Below are 21,749 nucleotides of genomic sequence, written 5' to 3'. Positions count from 1 at the left end.
TCCCACGCCTGCGCGAACAGAAAAAAATCGCTCTTTTCCGACGCGCCCCCTTGACAGCCCGTGCGTCGGGACTATTATTAGCACTCGCTACTGATGAGTGCTAACAACCCGGTCGGCAGGCCCGGCTGGGCGGCGCTCGACCACTCACACACCTTGAGGGGACTCAAACAATGAATATTCGTCCTTTGCACGACCGCGTCGTTATCCGTCGCATGGAAGAAGAGCGTACCACCGCTGGTGGCATCGTCATCCCAGACAGCGCGGCTGAAAAACCCATCCGTGGCGAAGTCATGGCTGTCGGCAATGGCAAGATCATGGACAACGGCGACACCCGCGCGCTTGATGTCAAGGTTGGCGACAAGGTGCTCTTCGGCAAGTACTCGGGAACCGAGGTCAAGGTCGATGGTGAAGATCTTCTCGTGATGCGCGAGGAAGACATCATGGGTGTGATCGAGGGCTAAGCCATCGAACCCACCAACCCACACGCTTTTTCTCTCGCGTCACCCTGTCGCGGGACAAGTTTAGATCACGGGAGCATACTCCAATGAGTGCAAAAGAAGTTAAGTTTGGTACTGAAGCGCGCGCGCGCATGATGGATGGCGTCAACATCCTGGCTAACGCTGTCAAGGTCACCCTGGGCCCCAAGGGCCGCAATGTGGTGCTGGAGAAGTCCTTCGGTTCGCCCACCGTCACCAAGGACGGCGTCTCGGTCGCCAAGGAAATCGAGCTGAAAGACAAGTTCGAGAACATGGGCGCGCAGATGGTCAAGGAAGTCGCCTCCCAGACCTCCGATGTGGCCGGTGACGGCACCACCACCGCGACCGTGCTGGCCCAGGCCATGGTGCGCGAGGGTCTGAAGGCCGTCGCCGCTGGCATGAACCCCATGGATCTGAAGCGCGGCATGGATAAGGCTGTTGAGAGCGCCGTCGGGCAACTGCGCGATCTGTCGCGTCCCTGTTCCGACAATAAGGAAATTGCTCAGGTCGGCACCATTTCCGCCAACTCCGATGACAGCATCGGCGAGATCATCGCCGAGGCCATGGAGAAGGTCGGCAAGGAAGGCGTCATCACCGTTGAAGAGGGTAAGTCCCTGCACAACGAACTCGACGTGGTCGAGGGCATGCAGTTCGACCGCGGCTATCTGTCGCCTTACTTCATTAACAACCAGCAGAGCCAAACCGCCGAGCTGGAAGACCCCTTCATCCTGCTGCACGACAAGAAGATCTCCAACATCCGCGATCTGCTGCCGGTGCTCGAAGGTGTCGCCAAGGCTGGCAAGCCGCTGATGATCGTTGCCGAGGACATTGAGGGCGAGGCCCTGGCCACCCTGGTGGTCAACTCTATCCGTGGCATCATCAAGGTGTGCGCCGTCAAGGCCCCCGGTTTTGGTGATCGTCGCAAGGCCATGCTGCAGGATATCGCCATCCTGACCGGCGCGACCGTCATCTCCGAGGAAGTCGGTCTGTCGCTCGAGAAGGCCACGCTGAACGAACTCGGCCAGGCCAAGAAGATCCAGGTCAGCAAGGAAGAGACCACCATCATCGACGGTGCTGGCTCCGAGGTGGACATCAAGGGTCGTTGCGAGCAGATTCGCGCCCAGGTCGAGGAGACCACCTCCGACTACGACCGCGAGAAGCTCCAAGAGCGTCTGGCCAAGCTGGCCGGCGGCGTGGCCGTGATCAAGGTCGGTGCCGCGACCGAAGTCGAGATGAAAGAGAAGAAAGCCCGCGTCGAGGATGCGCTGCATGCCACCCGCGCGGCCGTCGAGGAAGGTATCGTCCCCGGCGGTGGTGTGGCGCTGGTACGTGCTCTCGGCGGTGTGCGCGGTCTTACCGGCAACAACCACGATCAGGACGTTGGTATCAGCATCGCTCTGCGCGCGATGGAAGAGCCACTGCGCCAAATCGTGCATAACGCCGGCGCCGAGGCCTCTGTGGTGCTGCAAAAGGTCGCCGAGGGCGAGGGTAACTACGGCTACAACGCCGCCAGCGGCGAGTACGGCGACGTGGTCAGCATGGGTATCCTGGACCCGACCAAGGTCACCCGCACCGCGCTGCAGAATGCCTGCTCCATCGCCGGGCTGATGATCACCACCGAGGCCATGGTGGCCGAGGAACCCAAGGATGAGGCACCAGCCGGTGGCGGCATGGGTGGCGGCATGGGTGGCATGGGCGACATGGGTATGATGTAAGCCCTGGCGACCTGCTCGCCGCGCGGTAGGTGACGCCAGCGACAGCTGTCGTGCTCCGCACCCAAAGGCCCCCAGCGATCATGCATCGCTGGGGGCATTTTTTTATTGGAGTTCGCGACTCCGGCGATGTCATGGCAAACTGTCGCCCATGCGCCCAACAGCTCAATTTTTTACCTATATGTTCAGCTGCCTGCTGCTGGCGGCAGTGCTCGCGGTGCCCTTGCTGCATGGCGGTCTGATTGATGAAGATCCGCAACGAGTCCTGGGGCGCCTGGCCCAGGTGCTGATGTTGCTTGGGCTCTGGCCTTTCCTGCGCTGGCTTAAGCTGGCGGACCGCGCTGCCCTGGGGTTTGACCGGCCAAGGTACCAGTTGCGCCTTGCGCTTATCCAAGGCTGGCTGCTGGGTACTCTGATGATGGCCATGATCGTCGCCCTGTTGCTTTACAGCGGCGCACGGGTCTTTGCAAGTTGGGAGCCTGGCTGGTTGTTTGATCTCACTAAAACCGCCCTGCGAGGCCTGATCGCCGGTCTCCTAATCGCCCTCCTCGAAGAAACCTTCTTTCGCGGCGCGCTCTTCACCGCCATCCGTCGCCAGGGGTCGTTGCTGCAAGCCGCCGGCTGGTCGGCCGCTCTCTATGCAATGGTGCATTTCATGAAGCCGCGCGAACTCCCCGACGGCATGGCCGCGGATTTGGCTGGTAGCGCCTGGATGGTGGGGAGTGTCTTTATTGGTCTGGCCGATTGGCGCCATTTGGATTCTCTGGTCGCACTCTGGCTGGCTGGAGTGTTACTGGCGCTGCTGCGCGCGCGCAGCGGCGGCATTGCGCTTGGCATTGGTCTGCATGCCGGCTGGGTCTTTGTGATCCAGACCAGCCGACGCCTGACCGACGGCGTCGATGGCGCCAACTGGGCCTGGCTGGCGGGAGCCTATGATGGCGTGATTGGCTGGTTGGCCGCTGCCGTGCTTCTGTTGCTCATCGGGCTGGAAAGGCTCACTGCCAAGCGCCCCCGGGAGCCGAAACCACAGATCTAATGCGCTGGTCTGACAAGAGGATGCGCGGCGCCACCGCAAAGGATGCAGCCCTTGTTTCAGGTCAGAGCTACTCGTTGTGTTGATGCACTCTGTAACCTTCACGATCACACAAGGCATCTCGTTCGGCTTCTTTCAAATCCTCGCGCATCATTTCCGCCACCAGTTTCTCGAAGCTGATTTCAGGCTCCCAGCCGAGCTTTTCCTTGGCCTTGGTTGGATCTCCCAGCAGGGTCTCAACCTCGGTCGGGCGGAAGTAGCGTGGGTCGACCTCGACCAGGCAGGCGCCGGTTTTTTGGTCGTAGCCCTTTTCCTCGACGCCAGTGCCCTCCCAGCGGATGTCGATGCCGATCTCGCGCGCGGCAATGGCGACGAACTCGCGCACCGAGTATTGCTTGCCGGTGGCGATGACAAAATCCTCGGGCTGGTCCTGTTGCAGCATCATCCACTGCATACGCACATAGTCCTTGGCATGACCCCAGTCGCGCTTGGCGTCCATGTTGCCCAGGTAAATGCGCTCTTGCAGCCCAAGCTTGATGCGCGCCAGACCCCGGGTGATCTTGCGGGTAACAAAGGTCTCGCCGCGAATCGGGCTTTCATGATTAAACAGAATGCCATTGCAGGCGTAGATGCCATAGGCCTCGCGATAATTCACCGTGATCCAATAGGCATAGAGCTTGGCCACGGCGTAGGGTGAGCGCGGGTAAAAGGGCGTGGTCTCGCGCTGCGGGATCTCCCGCACCTTGCCGAACAGCTCAGAGGTCGAGGCCTGGTAGAAACGGGTTTTTTTCTCAAGGCCCAGAATGCGAATTGCCTCCAGCAGCCGCAAGGGCCCAAGCCCATCGGAATCCGCCGTATATTCCGGCTCTTCAAAGGACACGGCAACATGACTTTGCGCGGCCAGGTTGTAAATCTCATCCGGCCGCACCTGCTGAATGATGCGAATCAGGCTGGAACTGTCGGTCATGTCGCCATGATGCAGCACAAAGCGCCGCTCAGGCTGATGTGGATCCTGGTACAGATGGTCGATACGGTCGGTATTAAACAGCGAGCTGCGCCGCTTAATGCCATGAACAATATAGCCTTTGTCGAGCAGGAATTCCGCCAAATAGGCGCCGTCTTGGCCAGTAATGCCAGTAATGAGAGCTGTTTTCATGTTATCGCTATCCGCAAGTGATTCCGCCGAACGACTCGTATGGTAGCGCAAAATGTGGCCCGCCCGCAGTCTTCCTGGTGACGAAGCCTCTTGGCACAGAGGGGCGGACGCTTGCTGGCATTTGGTTTCTTGCGCGGGAAAGTCTGTAAATTAGGGCCAGGGTCGGTTTAGTTTCTCGCCTAGTTGGGAAACAATTCGAGCCTGGCTTCTTCTTGGACATTGGCGCCCGTGTGACGGAGCCTGCCGGAGCAAAAATCGCTGCCGCAGGACCTCTTGGCCATAGGGGGCCTCCGCCTGCGCGATGGGCAAGCGGTCGTCTCACTGCAGGCAGTGAGCTCAGAGCAGACTTAATCGAAACGGTCGCTGCAGGCGCTGCTCCACCGCTTGGGGATCGAGCCAAGGGCCGGTGAGGGTATTGCGGATGAAGCCGATGGTGGCCTGCACCCCAAGCTCCACGAACAGCGCCGCCAGCTGCTTGGAGAAGCGCGCCAGGGTGTTGATCAGGTGCGCCAGACGCATCAGGAAATGATAGCCCTTCATCGCGTTCCACTGTTTGGCGAAGGCATGTTCGTAGGCGTAGCCCTGATGCTTTTCGACCAGAAACGCCCCTTCGATGCCCCAGCGATAGCGCGCCCCCAGGTTGCAGCGGGTATGCACATTGAGCCGGCCCATTAGGCAATGGGCGGGCGCGAGGAGAGCCAGACATGGCGGGCGTGCTTGGTGATGATCTCCGCGGTCTTGGGGTCCACCACCTGCCAGTGTTCGTGGCAAGTCACCACATGGACCTCAAGGAACTTCTTGCCATTGGGTCCATACTCGTAGCGAATCGCGTTGACCCACTCAAATTGCTGCCGACGCTCGCCCCAGTGCTGTGCGCAGCGATTCTCCGGCTGCTCGTGCGCCAAGCTGCGATACTCCTCCCACACGCTCGGCAGCGAGCCATCCTTGAGCACGATCATAAAATCCCAGTGATAGCGGCGGCAGCGTTCCATGATCGGTCCATTGGCATAGAGCCCATCGAGCAACACCATCACCGGCAGACGAGGAAAGGCGTTTTTAATGCGTTCGGCCAGACGGTGAAAGGCCTTGGTCTCGCAGTCCTGTTTGCGCTGTTCGCCCTGCTCTGGCGCATACTCGAGGAACTCGCTCATCAACGGGATCACCATCCCGTTGCGGAAACACAGACTCGCCTCCAGCACATAGACGTAGTACTGATAGTCCTGCTCCTCGTCGCTGTCGGGATCCACCTTGGGACCGACACGGCGTTGGGATAAATGCTCATCCCACAGCACGGGAAAAGCGAGTTTCCGCGAGCCATCGATCCCGATGGGGTAACAGTTGTTGATCAAGTAACGCGAGAAGGCTTTGTTGCGGATTAGCCGCCGGACGAGCTCAAGATGCGTTGTCTCGATGGCACTGATCTCCATGCGCGCGAGCAGGCGGTAGAGCGTATCGGCGTGCGGCAGGGAATCGAGTTGCGGGAACAGCAGCCGCAAATTGGCCTCGAACATCGGCCGGGTGAGCTCGCGATTGGCCGCGCGTCGTGAGCCATACTGAAACACAAAGACCAGAATCCCGTAGAGCATCAGGACGGTGAGTTTGTGTTTGACCTTTTTGGGGTGACGCGGATCGGGGATCTTGCCGAAGCGTTTGAGCAAGATCGGCAGCATCTGGCGCATGATCAAGATCAGCGTCGTCACCGCCTCGGTGCGCGCCGCGCGTTCCTCGGTATTGTCGCGGAAAGGGCAGGTGCGATTGGACGGGGTAGCGCTCGGCGGCGAAGTCAGGCCCGCTTCACGCTGCTGTTGGCGCAATTGCTTGTGCTGGTCTTTTTTTTTCTCGCTTGCGCTTTGATTTCCTCGCGTCCCGGACGCCGGCTGGGTTTGCTCATGGCGCGCTTTGACCTCGCAGTTGATGGGAACACAACAGGGTTCGAAACTCCGCCTGCAATGGCTTGGCAAACATCAGCTTGGGGCGGGTGTGGTAGGTTTTTCCCGGACGCACCAGGCCTCTCCCACTGGTGTGTCCCAGTAGCGTCCAACCGGCGGCGCGGTAACAGCTGCCGCGAAAGCGCTCGGGGTCGACGAAGGTCTCCAGCAGCAGCGGGCGGTAGCCCCAGCAGGCGTGCCAGTCCTCACCGATCTGCCGAGCCAGTTGCCCAAGCACATGACTGGCGAGATGGGGCACCTCAACGCCTGGGAAGATGAGAAAACGGCTGTTGTTGACCACCCAGGGCAGATTCGCCAGGCGCTGGCGTTCGCTCCACCCAATCCAACGGTCGCGTGCCGTCAGGGCCTTGGCGGCACCGCTCAGAAGCACGCAGCCCAGCCAATGCTCGCTGGATTCGATCAAGTAGCGTGCCCAATAGCCGAAGGGTTTTTTATAGCCCAGAGGATGACACTGCGCGAGGGCGTCATTGAAGCGGTGCTCATCGGCTCGGTCACTGACCAGGCGCAGGTGCACCGGTGCAAGCGCCGACAGTGAGCTAACCACGGATGGACGCTGCCGGGGAGCGCGAGCGACCGCTGCGGCCCGCGCGTGCGGGCCGGGATGACTGAAGCGTTCATCCAGGGCCGGGCGGCGTAACTCCCCGGCCGCTTCCAGACGGGCGAGCAGCTTGGAGCAGGCCTGAAACTTTGGCCGGCCCGCGGGCGTGAGCCAATCGAGGTGTTCGCACAGGGTGGCAGTGAGTTCCGTGCGCGATAATCCGGGGAAACGCTCGGCGAAGGTGCGAATGTAGGCCAGATTCTCGGGTGTGATGTCCCGACCCGCTTGCCGCCAGGTTGTTGGAGCTTTATCGAGCATGCGCTGACAATCCCTTCGCGAGAATGACTCAGGCTCGATTCTGGCATCATGCGCGAGCGTTGTCTAGCCGCTTTTGCGAAAACATTTTTTTCTGCCGGCCCATCAGCCCTTGCCACCTGTGGGGGCGAGTGGTTATGCGTCAGGGCTGATACCGGGGTGACGCGCGGCAAGCGGCTGGTGGTGTTGATTGCTCAGCCGAAAGCCTTGGGCATGGCCGTGCGCCAGACCGGCGGGCAGCGGCTGACGCGGTTGCGGTAGCGACTGATCGAAGCGTCGGTTTGAGGAGGAGCCAATGTGCGGTCGCTTTGCGCAATGCTTCGATGTAGCGGCCACGGCGGACTGGCTGGAGGCGCAACCGCCGGCTGAAAGACTGCCGGCGCGCTACAACCCCAGGCTCGGGTAAGCGGCTTGAGAGCGCGACCATCATCGTCACCCAAGCCAATGCCACCGTCGCCGCCGTTCATGACCGCATGCCGGTGATCCTCGATGCCACGCACTGGGCGGAATGGCTGGATCCCGGCAACCAGCACCAGGCCCGACTGACCGCGCTGCTGCAACCCTGTCCAGGCGAGCGGCTCATCGGCTATCCCGTCGCGTGCTCAGTCGGTCAGCCGCGCTTCGATGCACCAGAGTGTCTGGTGCCGACAGGTCCGCTGATCGACGCGCCGGCCGATCAGCTGGCTTTGATCCCCTGATATCAAGCATTCGGATGGCCGCGCGCCACCGACGGCGGAACGCCGCCCGCGCCGGCAACCTCGGCCTTGGATCACAGTGATGCGAAGCGATCGTACCGGGCGGCCCATCGGGACTTGACAAATGGGCTGGCGCTTATCAACAGCCCCTGAGTGACACACTTTCCGCGCCGACTTCCGGGTTTCAACCCCTCGCACCCTGGTGGAACAGGGATCAAAAAAGCAAAAAAACAGGCACTTACCGGCCGGAACAAGTCTGACCAATCGAAAACGACGCGCGCCGGGACAAGGGGTTAGAGCCCATCTGACAGCCTTGCCCACAGGGTTATCCACAGGCGTGGTGGATAAGGATAATTTTCAAAAGCCTCTCGGGAACTTGCCGATCTTTGTTGCGGAAAGTCTGAATCTCGTTGTCCAAGTGGAGCGAGCCATCTTGGTGCGCCCACCATGCGCCTGGGATTCCAGCGTTCATCAGAGCGGCTGATCGAAGACCCCGCGAAACGGTCCCAGGGTCGCGCGTTCGGGCGACCAATCGGTGATGGCGAAGACGATGTCATCGAACGCGCGTGGGAAGGTCTGCTCCAAGTGGGTGCGGAAGGACTCGGCGGTGCGGCGCGGATCATTGCCGAAGGCGCCCCAGGCGCCGAGCACCAGGGCGTCATGGCCCATGGCATGGGCAATGGCCAGCACCCGATGGATGCGCGCATGCAGCAGATCGCCCGAGCGCGGCTGACCGACCCGCGGTGCATAGGGTGCGGCGCAGGTTAGAAAAAATAGCAGCCAGGGCGCATCTAAAGGCGTGCCGTCATCGCGGCGAAACACCGGCACCAGCGGGGAGTAGATGGCCCAGTCGGTGGAATCGGGCAGCGGGCGTTGCTGGTGGGCGGCGTACATCGGGTCGCCTTCCTAAGGTGGCATAGAGCGCACTGGAACGGCACAGGACTTCTTCCTGCGCGTGGGCACCGTGCAGAAAGCCGCCGCCGGGATGGACCCCGTTGGCGAAGTTCAGCGCCAGCACCGAGCGGGTGCCAGCGCGGGTCAGGTGCTCGGCGGCGGCCAGGGTGGTCTCGTTGGCGACCTGGACGCGTGTGGTTTCAGCAGCGCAGCGATCCGCTGTTGGCAGTGGTTCATCAGGCGGGATGGAACGTCGCAAGGCCATCGCCTGCTAGATGGCTGGCTGCCAGGCAACGCGCTGGCCCCGGGCGTTGGTGTAATCCCCCTGCAAAATCGCATCGACCGCCGACTGACCGAACGCGGCGGCCTGGTCGCGGGGGATTTGCAGCTCGCGCCGGCGCGCCTCGGCGTGCTCGGGTGAATCCAAGCAGGGTAGATGGTTCAGCTGCATGTCGGAGCATCTCCTGGGATCAGTCGCTTGGAGCCGTCAGCATCGGTGCAGGTAGGCGTGAATGCGCGCAGCACCAGTTTCAAGCGGGCCGTCCGGCAGGGATTGGACGATCTCGTGGGCGCGGTCCCAATCGCCCTTGGCATCGAACCAGAGCGCGGCCAGGCAGGGATGCTCGGTGACGGGACAGGTCGCGGCGTTCAGGCTGTTCAAAAATGCGGGATAATCCATTGGGGCTTAACGTTCGCTTGAGCTTGGCTTTGGCTCACTGTCACACCTTTTAGCCGATCCATCAATGATGTTCACATCCATCAATCCCACCACCGAGGCTTGTATCGAGCGGGTCGCCGCCTTCGATTCAGCGCGGATTGAGCAGGCTCTGGCCGCCGCGCGTGGAGCCAGCGTGCTTTGGGCCGAAACACCCCTCGCTGAGCGAACTCGACTGCTCGTCTCAGTGGCTGAGCGGCTGCGGACTCAGAAAGAGACCCTGGCGACCCTGATCACCACCGAGATGGGCAAGCTGCGTACCGAGGCACTGGCGGAGATCGACAAATGCGCCTGGGTCTGTGACTACTATGCCGAGCACGCCGAGGGCATGCTGGCCGATGAATTGATCGACACCGATGCAGCCCGCAGCCTGGTGGCCTATCAGCCGTTCGGGGTCTGGTTGGCGATCATGCCCTGGAATTTTCCGTTTTGGCAGGTGTTCCGCTGTGCCGCGCCGGCGCTCGCCGCCGGCAATCCGGTGCTGCTCAAGCATGCCTCCAATGTACCCGGTTGTGCCTTGGCGATCGAGCGGCTGTTTCGCGAGGCGGGGGCGCCTGACGGCCTGTTCCAAACCCTGCTCATCGCGGGCAACCAGGCCGAGGCGCTGGTCAGCGATGCCCGCATCCGGGGTGTCAGCCTCACCGGCAGCGAGGCCGCCGGCCGGCGCGTGGCAGCCGCCGCCGGCGCCAGCATCAAACCGTCGATCCTGGAGCTTGGCGGATCGGATGCCTTTGTGGTGCTGGCGGATGCCGATGTCGAGCAGGCCGCGACAGTGGCGGCCAAGGCGCGGTTTCTCAACGGCGGACAGAGCTGCATCGCCGCCAAGCGCTTCATCCTGGTGCCAGAGATTGCCGATACCTTCGTGGCGGCGTTCAAGGCGGCGGCGGAGGCTCTGATACCGGGCGATCCGATGCAGCCCGAAACCACACTCCCGCCCCTCGCCCGCTCTGATCTGCGCGATCAGCTGCATGCCCAGGTTCAGGCGAGCCTTGCCAAGGGCGCGCGCTTGGTGAGCGGTGGCGCGCCATTGGAGCGCCTTGGCTGGTTCTATGCGGCAACGGTGCTGGATCAATGCGCACCGGGGATGCCGGCGTATCACGAGGAGCTCTTTGGCCCGGTGGCCGCCATCATCCGCGCGCGCGATGAAACCGATGCCCTGCGGCTGGCCAACGACTCGGACTTCGGCCTTGGCGGCAGTGTCTGGAGCCAAGACCGCGCGCGTGGTGAAGCCTTCGCGCGGCGCATGCAGTGCGGCTGCGCTTTCGTCAATGACATGGTCAAGAGCGACCCGCGCCTGCCCTTCGGCGGCATCAAGCACTCAGGCTACGGGCGCGAGCTGGGGCTCTTGGGGATTCGCGGCTTTTGCAATGCCAAGACGCTGTGCGTCCAGTAGCCCGGTTTGGACCCGACCCCGATCGCGCATCCAGTCATGACGCCCGCCATCGATACCCTCAAGCGCCTGGGCATCGCCCACCGGGTGCATGCCTACCACCACGACCCAGGCACCACCGCCTATGGCCGAGAGGCCGCCGATCGACTCGGGCTTGACCCCTCACTGGTGTTTAAGACCTTGGTCGTCAGCCTCGATGCCAAGACGCTGGTGGTGGCCGTCGTGCCGGTCAGTCGGCAGCTGAGTTTGAAGGCGCTCGCCAAGGCGGCCGGAGGAAAGAAAGCGACCATGGCAGAGAAGGCGCAGGCGGAGCGCGGCACGGGCTATTTGCTTGGCGGGATCAATCCGATTGGGCAAAAGCGTCGCCTGGATACCTTTGTCGATCGCAGTGCCGAGGCGTTGGACCGTAGCCTTGCGCTGGAGCCACTGGTCAAACAAGGCAGCTGTCCCAGCGGCTAACGCACCCATCAGTTCAGTCCCAGCGCCTTAAACGCCGCTTGTCGCATATCCCCGAAGAACACCGGATCAACCTGCTCCAGTACATCGGCGTTGACCTCCAGGAACTGACGCTTGTTCTCGATCGGAATCAGTGCGCGCTTGCCGCCGTTGTCCATTGCGACCTGGAGTGGTTCTGTCAGCGAACGCACAGGCTTGATGTTGCCCTGGATGCTCAGGTCACCGAGGACGAGCAGGGCTGGTTGCGCGGGCGCTTTGCGCAGCGCTGAGTAGGCGGCGACGAAGAAGGCGACGCCGATCTCGGCTTCGACCTTGTTGCCGAGCAGATTGATGACCTCGACGTGTAAGTCTGAGGTGTCGACTTCGCGCGGGACGCCGAACGCGCTTTTGTTGGCGGAGAGAAAGCTGAAAGCCCTAGAGACGGATTCCTTCATCGCCCCGCTCACGCCCCCGGCAGGCTTGAGCTTGCCGGTACCGGTCGAGAGCGTTACCTCGACGCGATATAGCCCAACGGTGCCATCGCCGCTGACGGCGGCCGTGTAGACGGCGCCTGGGGGCAGTGGATCAGTGGAAATCATGTCGCGTCCGCCTTGCTCCGGAACGCCGACGAACTGTTCCTCGCCGCTGTCGTTGATCAGGTAGCTGAACGAGGTCTGGTGGTATTCGAACGACCCCATTTTCTTGAGTTGTTCCTTGACCCGGCGGCGGCCTTCCAGCGCCAGCTCCAGCATCTCGGCGAGGTCTTTCTGGGAGACCTGCCCGTGCGGGTGCAGGATCTTCACCAACCCGGAGACAGTGCGGCGGACGGCCTTGCGGTCGCGGGCGTTCAGGTGCGAGCCGAGCGAGAAGTAGTGATCGATGATCTCGGTAAAGTTGTGCTTGCGCAGCTCCCGTAGCGCCTCGGCCAGGTAGTCGATGACGAAACCATAATGGTCGGTGAAGTGCTCGTTGCGCATCTTGGGCACTTCCCAGCCCGGCAGGTAAAAGTGCAACCGGTCGATGAAGGCCATGTCGTCGCGGATGACATCCGGCATCGGCGCGAACAGGTGCCCGGTCTGCACCATCACGTCGATCGGCTGCTGGGTGTTGCCGAACATGGCGATGCTGGCATAGCCGGCCATGGCCTCCTGACCGCGCTGGAACTGGCCAGACTCGCAGAAGGTCTTGAGCGTGGTGATCACCTCCTTGGGCATCTTCTGCAGATCGGCGACCTCGTCGAAGCCGACCACGTCCCAAATCATGACCATGCCTTTCTGCTTGCCACTCATGTGGCCAAACAGATTGGCCACCGTGGTTGGTCCGGTGAGCAGGGAGGCATAGGGTGAGAGCTCCTGCACTGCATAACTTTTGCCGGTCCCGCGTGGCCCGAGCTCTACCAAGTTGTAATTGCGCTCACACAGCGGAATCAGCCGGCTGAGGAACAGCAGCTTGGTGCGCCGTTCCATCACCGTCGGCTCATAGCCCATGCTGCGTAGGACGAAATCCAGCCACTCGTCGGTGTTGAATTCAGCGCGCAGGCGGCGGTACTCGTCCAGATCGAAGGTCGCAAGCTGAATCGGGGTCAGCTTTTCGATCCAAAACGGGTTCCTGCCCTTGGTCTCCTCGTCGTACTCAAAGCGCATCTCGACCTGTGCCCAGATGCCGCCGGTCAGCAGTCGATCGAACTGGCGCACGTCCTGATCGGGGATATGAACGAACTTATGGCCAAAGTTCGTCACTTCGGCCCAGTACTGAGAGTCCACCAAGCGCACTTTGACCTTGTCGATGAAGCTGTGCTTGCCATTTTCCTTCACCCGGCTTTGGGCGCGAGTCGCTTCATCCGGGCGGATGTAGTTATCCGCCAGGGTGTCGTTGACCACCTGCAGGCCCATCTGGATCGCCATCTCATCGGACGAGGCGCAGTACTTGCCGAGCAGATACTCGAGCACGAACACCGGCACATTGGCGCCGACCTTGACCTTCCTGACCAGATCCTTGCGCACCACCTTGCCGGCGAAGACGCGGTTGACCTTGTCATCGAGCGCGTCGCGACCGTTTGCGGCTTCGTCCATCACATCAGGTCTCCCACTTCAATCTCATCCGACTGGGCCAGCACGGCATCGGTCGCTGGGTCTTGCACTACGACACGCACCTTAGCGGGTGTCTCTTTCATCAGCATCATGCCGATGCTGGCCTCCTTGTTCGGTGTGAGTGTCACTGTGGCCGTGGCGCGGTCGAACTCGCTGTCTGGCGCCATCCCGGCGCGGCCGACCTCCTGACCGTCGCCGATCAGCAGCACCCGCGCCGCTATGGCCTCCTGCTCGAAAAGATCCCCGCTGAAGATCAGCCGGCAGCCAAAGGTGCGGTTTGTCAGCCTGGTCGGATAACCCGCGACCTGAATGTTCGACGCCGTCTTGCCCTCAAGCTCGGATGCCGGCATGCGCAGCGAGATCACCGGCACCACCAGCTCCTGCAGGCTGCAGCCGCCGTGGTGAAAGGCCAGGTCGCCACCCGCCTTGAAGACGGCGAGTCCGCGCGGAAAGATGAAGTCCAGATCGGTCTGATAGCCGAGTTCTTCGCCGGCGACACGCACCGCTGCCGCCGGGGTCTGCCCACCATGACCGGCCCAGCAGCGGCGGTGCTGATCGACCTCCTTGCCGCCTGGGCGGTCCATCAGCATGTCCTCGGCCTTGCGGATCGAGAACTGATGGCCGTGGTCGCTGGTGATGACGAACTGTTCGATCCCGAGCTTGGCGAGCTTGCGCACCGCCCGCGCGACGTTGCCGATGACGCTGTCCATGACCTGGCGCGCGGCCAGCTCATGTCCGGATTCGCCGAAGGCGTCGATCTCCTGGGAGCGGACCACCACCAAGGGCGCATCGCCGAGCTTGTTGGCGACCTTGGTTGATGACCAGAGCAACAGACGATCCAGCAGGATCTCCACCGAATCCGGCCGCGCCGCCTTCAAGCGCTTCAGTCGTTCGTTGACCGTCGGCAGCAGGCTGTCGCCGATCTTGGCCGCGAGCTGGCCTTGGTGCTCGACCACCGAGTAGCTACTCGACGCCCCGGGCAGCAATGCCGCCATGCCCATCGGCGTGATCGAGGGTAACGCGGCGACGGCAGGCTGCAGGCGAAGCTCCTCGGCCCCGTGCAACTGATCGACCAGCTCGGCGCCCATTTCAAAGCGCATCGCATCCACCCAGAAATAGGCCACCCGGCCGCCGCAGGGCTCGACCAGGTCCGGATAGATGCCGGCCTGGTGCAGCAGCCCCGGGATTGTCCAGGCGGACGCCATGAGGGCGGCGGTGAACCCCTCCGCCATCTCTTTGAGCAGCGCCTCATGCTGGCGCTTGGTCACCGCCAGGGCCTGCTCCAGCGGCTCCTCGGGATCGTCCTCCATGGTCGCCACCCAGGCATCGAGCGCCCGCTGTGCCCGGTCGACCTCGTACCAGCCTCCCGGTTGGGCGTAGGTCTCGACCCAAGCGGACGCATGGGTGGGCGACTTCTTCAGCGCGGGCCGCACGGCATCCACCTTGGCGCCCAACTCCGCCAGCAATCGGCACAGCTCCCACTGCGCGAGGCGATCGAGGAACGCCGGCTGATCGACCCAGAAACTCCGCGTCCGGCCGGTGACCAGGGCGAGGGCCTTGGCGTAGTCGCGCTGAGTGATCAGCGTCGCGGTGTGATGCAGGAGGCTGCGTTCCTCGAAGCGGAAGGTGTCGATGGCACCGAGGCTAGCCGGGTCGATGGTCGCCGTCGCGAGACCGAACTCCTGCTCGACCGCATCGGCGAGGGCTGTGTAGCCTATGCCGTGTTCAGCCCGCAGTGCGGTTGCGATGGTTGCGACGTGCTTGAGGTGGTCTTTGTTGCCAACGCTCGGCACGATGGTCAACGCGTTTGGCGCGTCGCCCGTCAGATCGGACCGAAACTCGTTGACGAGCAGGAAGCGGACGACCTGATGGCGTGCCTTCGCCAAGGGGGTCTCCGCTGTGATCTGAAGCCCGAGCCGTGCCTGGATGAGGCGAAAGAGCTCAGGCTCGGCCAGCTTGGCTGCGAGCGCCGCGTCTTTGTCCTCGCAGACGATCCAATCGACAATGAGCGCCTCACTCGTTGCTCCATTCAACACCAGCTTGAGCAAGGAACCGCCGCCGTCGTCGCCGTGGCCGAGAAAGCGCGCGACATCCTGGTAGCTCAGCGACTCCGGCCGGAGCATCGCGTCGATGTCGCCGTCGGTGTAGGTCTGGCGCAGCAGGCGTCTGGCGACACTCTTTAGCGCATGACTGGGGGCATCGCCATGGACCTGGCCGGCCTGCTCGATCTCCATCAGGACCGACCCGGTCCGATCCCGCACCTGGCCTGGGATGTAGACTAACAGGGGGTCTGGCTTATCCACCGCGACCAACGGCTCGATGCGCGCCTTCAACGCGAAAAACGATCCCTCGAACCGCGCCAGGTGGGTGAGTGTGTCGCCGACCGTCACCCGCGGCAGGTCTTCGCGATCGCTGCCGACCACCTCAAGCTCATGGATGAAGGGTTCAAACTCGGTGCGGGCATCGTAGAAGACCACCACCCGATGCTGGCGCAGGGCCTGGTCGAGTTGTTGCGCGAGGGCGTTGTGGAGAAGGTGCATGGGCATGGCTTATCGATGCTCGGCAATGAGCGCGCTCGCGACCTGGCTCAGTCGTTCGACCATGCTCAGAATGGCGGGGATTTCGGCCTGGATGCCATTGAGCAGATCGGCGATGGTTTCCGCCTCCGGGTACTCATGGCCGACGGCATTGCGCAGACTGCGCTGCCGCTCCCAGTCCGCGGTGGTTGCGACAATCCCCTGCTTCTGCATCAGCGCGTGCAGCACGAGAAAACTGGCATCGGCCTTCGGCTCCAACTGCGCACGGGCGAGCGCACGCATCGCCGGGGCGAGCAGGTCCTGGCAACGCGCATACCGCACCGCCAGGGCATCGAGACGCTCCTGGTCGATCTGGCTCATCGCGTTCAGCCGCGCCGAGGTGAGCGGGAAATGCGCTGTCAGATCGCCATGGGTGGCGCGCAAGCGCGACGCGGCTTGTCTCAACGCTTGTAGGGCTTGTTCCAACACTTGAACACGCACGCTCACAAGCGTTGTCCCTCCTGCATGGCTTGGCGCATGAACGCCGTGGGTGAGCCGCGCCGCACGACCAGATCAACCGGCCGCTTCAGTCGCTGCTCCAGCTCGCGACCGCAGGCTTGACGGGCGAGGAAGAGATTTTCGGCGTGAGGGGCGGTCGGCTCCACGTAGAGATCAATGTCGCCACCAAGCGCGTGATCATCAAGCGCGGAGCCAAATAACCAGATGGCGCTGCCTGGGCCGAAGTGGGCATCGACAGTGCCGCGAATCGCGCTGATTTCCTGGTGTTTGAGTCTCATGCGTGGCAGGGTTCGGGGTTCGGGTTTCGGGGTTCAGGGGTTTGTCGATACGGCAACGCCTGAGATCACTTGGTAGCCAAGGACATCTTCCGCCTCATGATTGAGTTCTGTTGCATGGTGATCCAAGCGTTCCCGGTCTTGTGGCTCCAGATCGCGCGCGGCAAAAAAATCGCGCAAGTCTTTCTCGACCAACGCCGTGCGAGCGGCGGGGGTCTTCGCCCGATGCGCCAGTTCTGCGACGAGTTTGTCTTGGATTTCGATGGTGTGCATTGGCAAGGGTGCTCACTGCTGTTTGGTTCGGGGGTCGGGGGTCATCGGTTTATCGATGCGGCAACGCCTTCGCGAGTTGCTCGCGGGCGGCGTTGCTGAGTACAACGCTGTCGAAACATGCTTGCGGATAGAGATAGTCCTCGCCGGATTCATCAATGATTCGAATCATGCCGTGACCGGCATCTCGCTCCACCACCTCGTAGAGCCTGCCGAGTTGCAGGTCATCGCCGGAGAGATCGCCGGTAGGTTCCTTGCTTAAACAAACCACGAAGTCTAAAGCCATCGTTTCACCTTCAGTTTGACTTTGCCGATCCCATGGGCTTCGTACCAATGGATTTCGGCGAGTTGATCCGCACCGTCAGGCGTTTTGACCAAGGCGATGCCCTTTTTCTTTTTCCAACGGCCAGGGCCATAGTGCTGACGCAAACGCTGAACTTCCCTGATCGATGGTCCCTCGGCGATGGTTTCAACCGACGTGATCGGCGGAATGATCTCGACCATGGAGGGGCTTCCCTAGCCTGTCGACCGCTTCTTGCGGCGACTTGCACCGCTCGGCGCCGGGGCACTGAGCAGGTCCTCCAGCGCAGCCTTGACGGCAGTGGACGTGCGCTCGGCGATCAGGGCGTCGATCTCGGCTTGGCTGATGGGGCGCGGTTGCCATTTGCCATCGTCCGCTTCCAGCCAGAAGGCGTCTTCCAGCCCGTGGGCGATGGCGAGGCTGCGGTCGGTCTGGCACTTGGGCACCACGCGCTCGGGCCACAGGTGCATAGCCAGATGCGCCCAGTCGTAGTCGCCCTTGGCGAGCTTGTCCCAGCACTCCTTGACCTTCTTCTGCCAAGTGCTGTTGCGCAACAGCCGCCAGACGGGGGCGGAGTTGATGATGACGCCATCGTTGAGGTTCGGCTTCCACAGCGGGGCGATGCGGTTGAGCTCGGTGATGAAGCCGCGCAACTCGCTGACGAAGCTGTCCTGGGCGTCGATGACCTTGCGCTGCTTGGCGGTGGGATCAGGGCCGGCCTCCTGGGTCAGCTCCGCGAGCTTGCGCTCCTCGAAGCCGAGCTTGTCCCCGGCCAGGCGCAGCAGGCTGTAGAAGGTATTGGGCTCGAAGCGGTGGTAGTAGACCCAGAAGGAATAGGAGCCTGAGGCGGTGGACAGCGGCCAATAGATGGGCGCCTGCCTGCGGCTCTTGCTGTAGCGACTCAGGTGGTCCTTGAAGAAGGGGCTGCCGGCCTTCTTCTCAGCGAAGTAGTCGCGCAGCTGTTTGATGCCGAGGATCTCGCAGGCCTCCTGCTCGATGGCGGCGGCGCGCTCGCCCCAGATGACGGTGAGTGCCTCGCGCACCCGGGTGACGATGTCGTCGGGGTGGCCGGGGTCATCGACCAGGATGCCGGACCAGGTGATGCGCAGCGGGTAGTCGGCGGGGATATCCTCGGGCGCGGCGGGCAAGCCGTCGGCGTTCTGGAGCATGCCGGGTGGGCAGACGGGGAGCGGGTCAAAGGGGTCGGGGAGTTCAGGCGGTTGGCGCTCGCCGGTGGCGTAGCGGATGTCCCAGCGGCCGAAAACGCAGCCCACGGACATGCAGATCATATCGTTCGATAAGGTTGTTAGATCGTGCTGAGGAAGGGCTTCCGCCTCTTGACGGATCGAAGCAACAAGCTGTGGCGAGATCTTGAAACGCGTTGCTACAGCTTCGTATCGACGATCAGCAACAAAGGAGAGTTTTGTGGTTGCTCTATTTTGCCCCAATTCATACGAGTCATCCTCTTCAGGAGTGACTTCTTCGGAAAGAAATGAATTCAGAATTTCCTTTCTCGTGTTGTCAGAGACCGATATTCCGGTATACCATATACGCTCAAAGCTACGAATGATATCTTCTCTTTCCTCTGTACCTAAGTCATATGCTCTTGAAACGACGTCATCTAGCTGGCGAAATTTATCTATCGCTGCAACCACAGAACGTTCGTAATCTCTCAGTCGACACAATAATTCTGCACGTAGGCTTTTATTGCAAAAAGGTCGAATAAAGAATTCAGGAGATGTCTCGCTCCAATTAAGGCCTTGCAGTTGCTTATGGTAATCGTGCGTGATCGAACCGATTTCGGTTAGTAAAGCGTCAAAAGTCCGAGGTACAGGTAACCGCTCAATAAACGTAGAAGAGAAATGTCGAGCAGCAGTCCCCGGTGCTGATGTATCTCCACCTCCGACAAATAACTCAATATAGAATCCGACTATGCTCGAATTTAAGAAGCCAAGCAATCCGTGAAGGTGTTCATCCCGAGCGGGAAACACACCAGGACCAGCTGGACTGAAAACACATCTTGCTGGCATCACCCGACTTGCGAAGTTACTAGTTGTACGCTCCGTGTAGGTCAGGCCAGCTCGACCATAGAGGCCTTCGTTAGAAACTCTGCGGGCAAATTCTCGAAGTTTCCAATTGAAAACGAGATGCAGATCGGAATGCGCAGGTCTATACTCGCCACCCTTGCTGTAGAACGTCCAATACTGAAAAGGAGCTATATTAGTCGCGGGAACCTCCCAACAGAGTCTTAGGAAGCGAAAGTGATTTCCTGTTTCTAGCCCGCGTTTGGCAACAACACCTGAGTTTCCAGCATTCTTCCAAGTCGAAATCCGCGTCAGCCATGCAGCTGAACACCAGTATGCGATGATGTTGCTTGGAAGAGAAAGAAAGCTCGAAAATACGTGGACGAACACTCGCTCATGCCGATTTCCAACGAAAATTTCGTTAATAGAATTGACTAGCGCGTTGTCCTTTGACTCAGTATCCAGTGCCGAAAAGAACAGTCCAATCTGCTTTATGGGAACTTGAGTTGGTCGCTCGACCACATACGCAGCCGCCTCCACGACCGCTCCGTCAAGCACGCCATAACCGAGGTCGCCCACTACCGCTAGCTGGGTGTCTCCACCTAAAAGAAAATGGTATCTCCATTCTGCGAGCAACTCTTTGAACAGCGCTAATCGGCTCGAAATTATGCCTAAACGCCCACCTTCTAATAACTTACGGGAAAATCTTTCTACGAATGCTGCGAACAGATCTTGTGGGGCACTTGCCAAGACTTGGTAGAGATATTCTCGCGATTCAACAGACACCGCCCCAAACGGCGGATTCATCACCACCACGTCATACCGCTTACGACACACATCAATAAAAGCAAACCCCTGCGCCGCATCCTCGGTAAACAACCGCCGCCGATAATCCCCCGCTTCAGCCGATTCGGCATACGCTTGCAGCGCCGCATAGATGCGCGCCTCCGCCGTCGCAAAAAAATCGGCATCGGCAACCTCAATCGACCCAAACAAATCGCCGCGCTGCCGCTCCGCCTCCTGCCGCGCGTCTTCGATGGCTGTGCGAATCTCCTCCTCGATCTTCAGCAGTGTGCCGGCCTCACCGGCCAGCTGCATCCTCTCGAACACCGTCTTGACCAGCTCGCCGAGCAGCGGCGGCTCGAGCTGTTGCACAAAGTCATCGAGCATCGCGCGGTCGCCTGGCATCGGCTCGGCGCAGACGATATTGGTGCGGCGAATCTCCGGACGCTCGCCGGGCGGCAGGTCGCGCCAGCTCTTCTGGGCGCGCAGCCACAGCGACAAGGCGGCAATCTGCACCGCGCGCGGGTCGATATCGACGCCGTGGATGTTGTGCTCGATGATGAGCTGCGGCACCTCGCGCAGAAAGGCCTCCTTGGACTCGAAATCCTCACGCAGCGCCGGGCAGTCCCCCCGATCCCAGGCCTCCTCGTAGATGATCTCGAACAGATCGAAGGCGTAGAGCCCGAAGTGCATGGAGCCGCAGGCGGGATCGAGCAGGAGGATGTCGCGCGGGTCTTTCAGCGGGCGGTGCGGGATATAGACCGGCTGGCGGAGGAGCGCTTCCTGGCTCAGAGGCTCGTCGCCCTGTTCGACCTGCTCGGGGGCCTGCTCGCCTTCGCGCAGGAAGATCTCAGTCGGGCGTCGCACTAGGTAGCGGCACTGCTCGGTGAGGCGCGTCTCGCCCTGGGTCATCTCGTACCAGATGCGCCCAAGGGTGTTGTCGGTGAGGAATTCGACCACGTAGCGCGGGGTGAAGAACTGGTTGCGCACCGCCAGCTCGCGGCTGTTGCGCGGCGCGGCGGCGGCGTCGCGCATGGCCTTGCGTTCTTCCACGCTGTTCCAGTACTGATAGACCCAGCCGATGGTCTCGTCCGCGTCCCAGACCTCGGCCAGCTCGGGGGTGTTGAGGATGGCGAGCAGGTCGAGCAGAGTCTGGCGGTCCGGCCACAGAAGGCTGGCGACATCCTGGCGGTCGAACAGCACCTTGAGGCCGCGGCTCAGCTCGTCGAACAGGGATTCCAGATAGAGCCGGTAGCCTTTGTCCGCGATGGCGACCAGGCCGGGGGTCAGGGCGCCGAATTCCTTGAAGCCGCTGGAGTCCTCGCCCTTCGACACGCACTCCTGGACCAGCCCTCGGGCCTCGAGCATCTTCAGCGCGACGAAGCGGTTGAACGTGGTGAAGGCGGCGTCGCGCAGATAGTCGGCCACCGCCTCCTTGGCGCTCAGGCCAACGGATCGCTTGTGAGCCAAAACGGCGACCAGTCGTTCGCGGAGGAGCTGTTGCCGCTCGGAGAGATGGCTGCCCGGCTGGGCGGCGATGCGGCCGTCTGGGAGGATGTCGTAGGTGCCTTCGAGCTGCTCACGGTAGGCATCCTCGAGCAATTGACGGGCGGCCTGAGTGGCGTTCTGGATGGCGTTTCTGGTGCTCTTATCCATGATTGAT

Annotated in this window: 22 protein-coding genes; 6 read left to right on the top strand and 16 right to left on the bottom strand. The window is 61.6% G+C overall.

The features are described from left to right. Positions 1-170 precede the first annotated feature (170 nt). The 3 genes from groES to Thiowin_RS24885 all read left to right on the top strand — a co-directional run bounded on the left by groES (position 171) and on the right by Thiowin_RS24885 (position 3,224). On the top strand, positions 171-461 hold the full coding sequence (gene groES, locus Thiowin_RS24895; RefSeq protein ID WP_328985670.1) for a co-chaperone GroES: 291 nt from the start codon (positions 171-173) through the stop codon (positions 459-461). Between the two features lie 83 nt (positions 462-544). Further along, a complete protein-coding gene (gene groL / locus Thiowin_RS24890) occupies positions 545-2,191 on the top strand; it encodes a chaperonin GroEL (RefSeq protein ID WP_328985669.1) in 1,647 nt (548 codons plus the stop codon). Positions 2,192-2,339: 148 nt separating this feature from the next. Continuing rightward, complete coding sequence (locus Thiowin_RS24885) at positions 2,340-3,224, top strand: CPBP family intramembrane glutamic endopeptidase (RefSeq protein WP_328985668.1); 885 nt, start codon at positions 2,340-2,342, stop codon at positions 3,222-3,224. A gap of 67 nt (positions 3,225-3,291) precedes the next feature. On the opposite strand, the gene gmd is transcribed toward Thiowin_RS24885, so the two are convergent. The 4 genes from gmd to Thiowin_RS24865 form a co-directional block, all read right to left on the bottom strand. Then, complete coding sequence (gene gmd / locus Thiowin_RS24880; RefSeq protein ID WP_328985667.1) at positions 3,292-4,377, bottom strand: GDP-mannose 4,6-dehydratase; 1,086 nt, start codon at positions 4,375-4,377, stop codon at positions 3,292-3,294. Between the two features lie 336 nt (positions 4,378-4,713). Then, entirely contained in the window at positions 4,714-5,049 is a 336-nt protein-coding gene (locus Thiowin_RS24875; protein ID WP_328985666.1) for a hypothetical protein, read from the bottom strand. Next, positions 5,049-6,191, bottom strand: coding sequence for a transposase family protein (locus Thiowin_RS24870; protein WP_328985665.1), 1,143 nt, complete (start codon positions 6,189-6,191; stop codon positions 5,049-5,051). The genes Thiowin_RS24875 and Thiowin_RS24870 overlap by 1 nt, the downstream gene beginning before the upstream one ends. 73 nt (positions 6,192-6,264) lie before the next feature. Further along, positions 6,265-7,182, bottom strand: coding sequence for a Druantia anti-phage system protein DruA (locus tag Thiowin_RS24865; RefSeq protein WP_328985640.1), 918 nt, complete (start codon positions 7,180-7,182; stop codon positions 6,265-6,267). Positions 7,183-7,544: 362 nt separating this feature from the next. On the opposite strand from Thiowin_RS24865, the gene Thiowin_RS24860 reads away from it, so the two are divergent. Next, complete coding sequence (locus Thiowin_RS24860) at positions 7,545-7,877, top strand: SOS response-associated peptidase family protein (RefSeq protein ID WP_328988162.1); 333 nt, start codon at positions 7,545-7,547, stop codon at positions 7,875-7,877. A 468-nt stretch (positions 7,878-8,345) separates the two neighbouring features. Here the strand turns inward: Thiowin_RS24860 and Thiowin_RS24855 are convergent, their stop codons facing one another. From Thiowin_RS24855 to Thiowin_RS24840, 4 genes are read right to left on the bottom strand one after another with little or no spacing between them, the layout of a single operon-like run. Further along, entirely contained in the window at positions 8,346-8,768 is a 423-nt protein-coding gene (locus Thiowin_RS24855; RefSeq protein WP_328985664.1) for a TIGR02452 family protein, read from the bottom strand. After that, the gene (locus Thiowin_RS24850; protein ID WP_328985663.1) at positions 8,680-9,027 is read right to left on the bottom strand and encodes a TIGR02452 family protein; all 348 of its coding nucleotides are present in this window, start codon (positions 9,025-9,027) and stop codon (positions 8,680-8,682) included. The genes Thiowin_RS24855 and Thiowin_RS24850 overlap by 89 nt, the downstream gene beginning before the upstream one ends. A gap of 12 nt (positions 9,028-9,039) precedes the next feature. Continuing rightward, positions 9,040-9,219 (bottom strand): hypothetical protein, encoded by a 180-nt coding sequence (locus Thiowin_RS24845; protein ID WP_328985662.1) that lies wholly within the window; start codon positions 9,217-9,219, stop codon positions 9,040-9,042. Positions 9,220-9,255: 36 nt separating this feature from the next. Then, positions 9,256-9,447, bottom strand: a complete 192-nt coding sequence (locus Thiowin_RS24840; protein ID WP_328985661.1) for a hypothetical protein — start codon at positions 9,445-9,447, stop codon at positions 9,256-9,258. A 64-nt stretch (positions 9,448-9,511) separates the two neighbouring features. Here Thiowin_RS24840 and Thiowin_RS24835 point away from each other — a divergent pair, with 64 nt between their 5' ends. Both Thiowin_RS24835 and Thiowin_RS24830 read left to right on the top strand, forming a co-directional pair. Next, positions 9,512-10,876, top strand: a complete 1,365-nt coding sequence (locus Thiowin_RS24835) for an NAD-dependent succinate-semialdehyde dehydrogenase (protein WP_328985660.1) — start codon at positions 9,512-9,514, stop codon at positions 10,874-10,876. A gap of 36 nt (positions 10,877-10,912) precedes the next feature. Continuing rightward, positions 10,913-11,332 (top strand): aminoacyl-tRNA deacylase, encoded by a 420-nt coding sequence (locus tag Thiowin_RS24830; protein WP_328985659.1) that lies wholly within the window; start codon positions 10,913-10,915, stop codon positions 11,330-11,332. An 8-nt stretch (positions 11,333-11,340) separates the two neighbouring features. On the opposite strand, the gene brxL is transcribed toward Thiowin_RS24830, so the two are convergent. Genes brxL through pglX form a run of 8 tightly spaced genes read right to left on the bottom strand, consistent with a single transcriptional unit; the run spans position 11,341 to position 21,742 of the window. Beyond that, entirely contained in the window at positions 11,341-13,380 is a 2,040-nt protein-coding gene (gene brxL / locus Thiowin_RS24825; protein ID WP_328985658.1) for a protease Lon-related BREX system protein BrxL, read from the bottom strand. Further along, positions 13,380-15,944: a PglZ domain-containing protein gene (locus Thiowin_RS24820; protein ID WP_328985657.1), complete on the bottom strand. Its 2,565-nt coding sequence runs from the start codon at positions 15,942-15,944 to the stop codon at positions 13,380-13,382. Before Thiowin_RS24820 ends, brxL begins: the two co-directional genes overlap by 1 nt. 3 nt (positions 15,945-15,947) lie before the next feature. Next, positions 15,948-16,421: a hypothetical protein gene (locus tag Thiowin_RS24815; protein ID WP_328985656.1), complete on the bottom strand. Its 474-nt coding sequence runs from the start codon at positions 16,419-16,421 to the stop codon at positions 15,948-15,950. Beyond that, the gene (locus Thiowin_RS24810) at positions 16,418-16,711 is read right to left on the bottom strand and encodes a nucleotidyltransferase family protein (RefSeq protein ID WP_328985655.1); all 294 of its coding nucleotides are present in this window, start codon (positions 16,709-16,711) and stop codon (positions 16,418-16,420) included. Before Thiowin_RS24810 ends, Thiowin_RS24815 begins: the two co-directional genes overlap by 4 nt. A 33-nt stretch (positions 16,712-16,744) precedes the next feature. Beyond that, the gene (locus Thiowin_RS24805) at positions 16,745-16,981 is read right to left on the bottom strand and encodes a hypothetical protein (RefSeq protein WP_328985654.1); all 237 of its coding nucleotides are present in this window, start codon (positions 16,979-16,981) and stop codon (positions 16,745-16,747) included. Positions 16,982-17,030: 49 nt separating this feature from the next. Beyond that, positions 17,031-17,264: a hypothetical protein gene (locus tag Thiowin_RS24800; protein WP_328985653.1), complete on the bottom strand. Its 234-nt coding sequence runs from the start codon at positions 17,262-17,264 to the stop codon at positions 17,031-17,033. Further along, positions 17,255-17,482 (bottom strand): hypothetical protein, encoded by a 228-nt coding sequence (locus Thiowin_RS24795; protein ID WP_328985652.1) that lies wholly within the window; start codon positions 17,480-17,482, stop codon positions 17,255-17,257. Before Thiowin_RS24795 ends, Thiowin_RS24800 begins: the two co-directional genes overlap by 10 nt. 12 nt (positions 17,483-17,494) lie before the next feature. After that, a complete protein-coding gene (gene pglX / locus Thiowin_RS24790) occupies positions 17,495-21,742 on the bottom strand; it encodes a BREX-1 system adenine-specific DNA-methyltransferase PglX (RefSeq protein WP_328985651.1) in 4,248 nt (1,415 codons plus the stop codon). Positions 21,743-21,749: the final 7 nt, after the last annotated feature.

The organism is Thiorhodovibrio winogradskyi (assembly GCF_036208045.1).
Classification (GTDB): Bacteria; Pseudomonadota; Gammaproteobacteria; order Chromatiales; family Chromatiaceae; genus Thiorhodovibrio; species Thiorhodovibrio winogradskyi.
The sequence above is the reverse complement of the archived record's forward strand: the minus strand, read 5'-3'. Positions and strand labels throughout refer to the sequence as shown.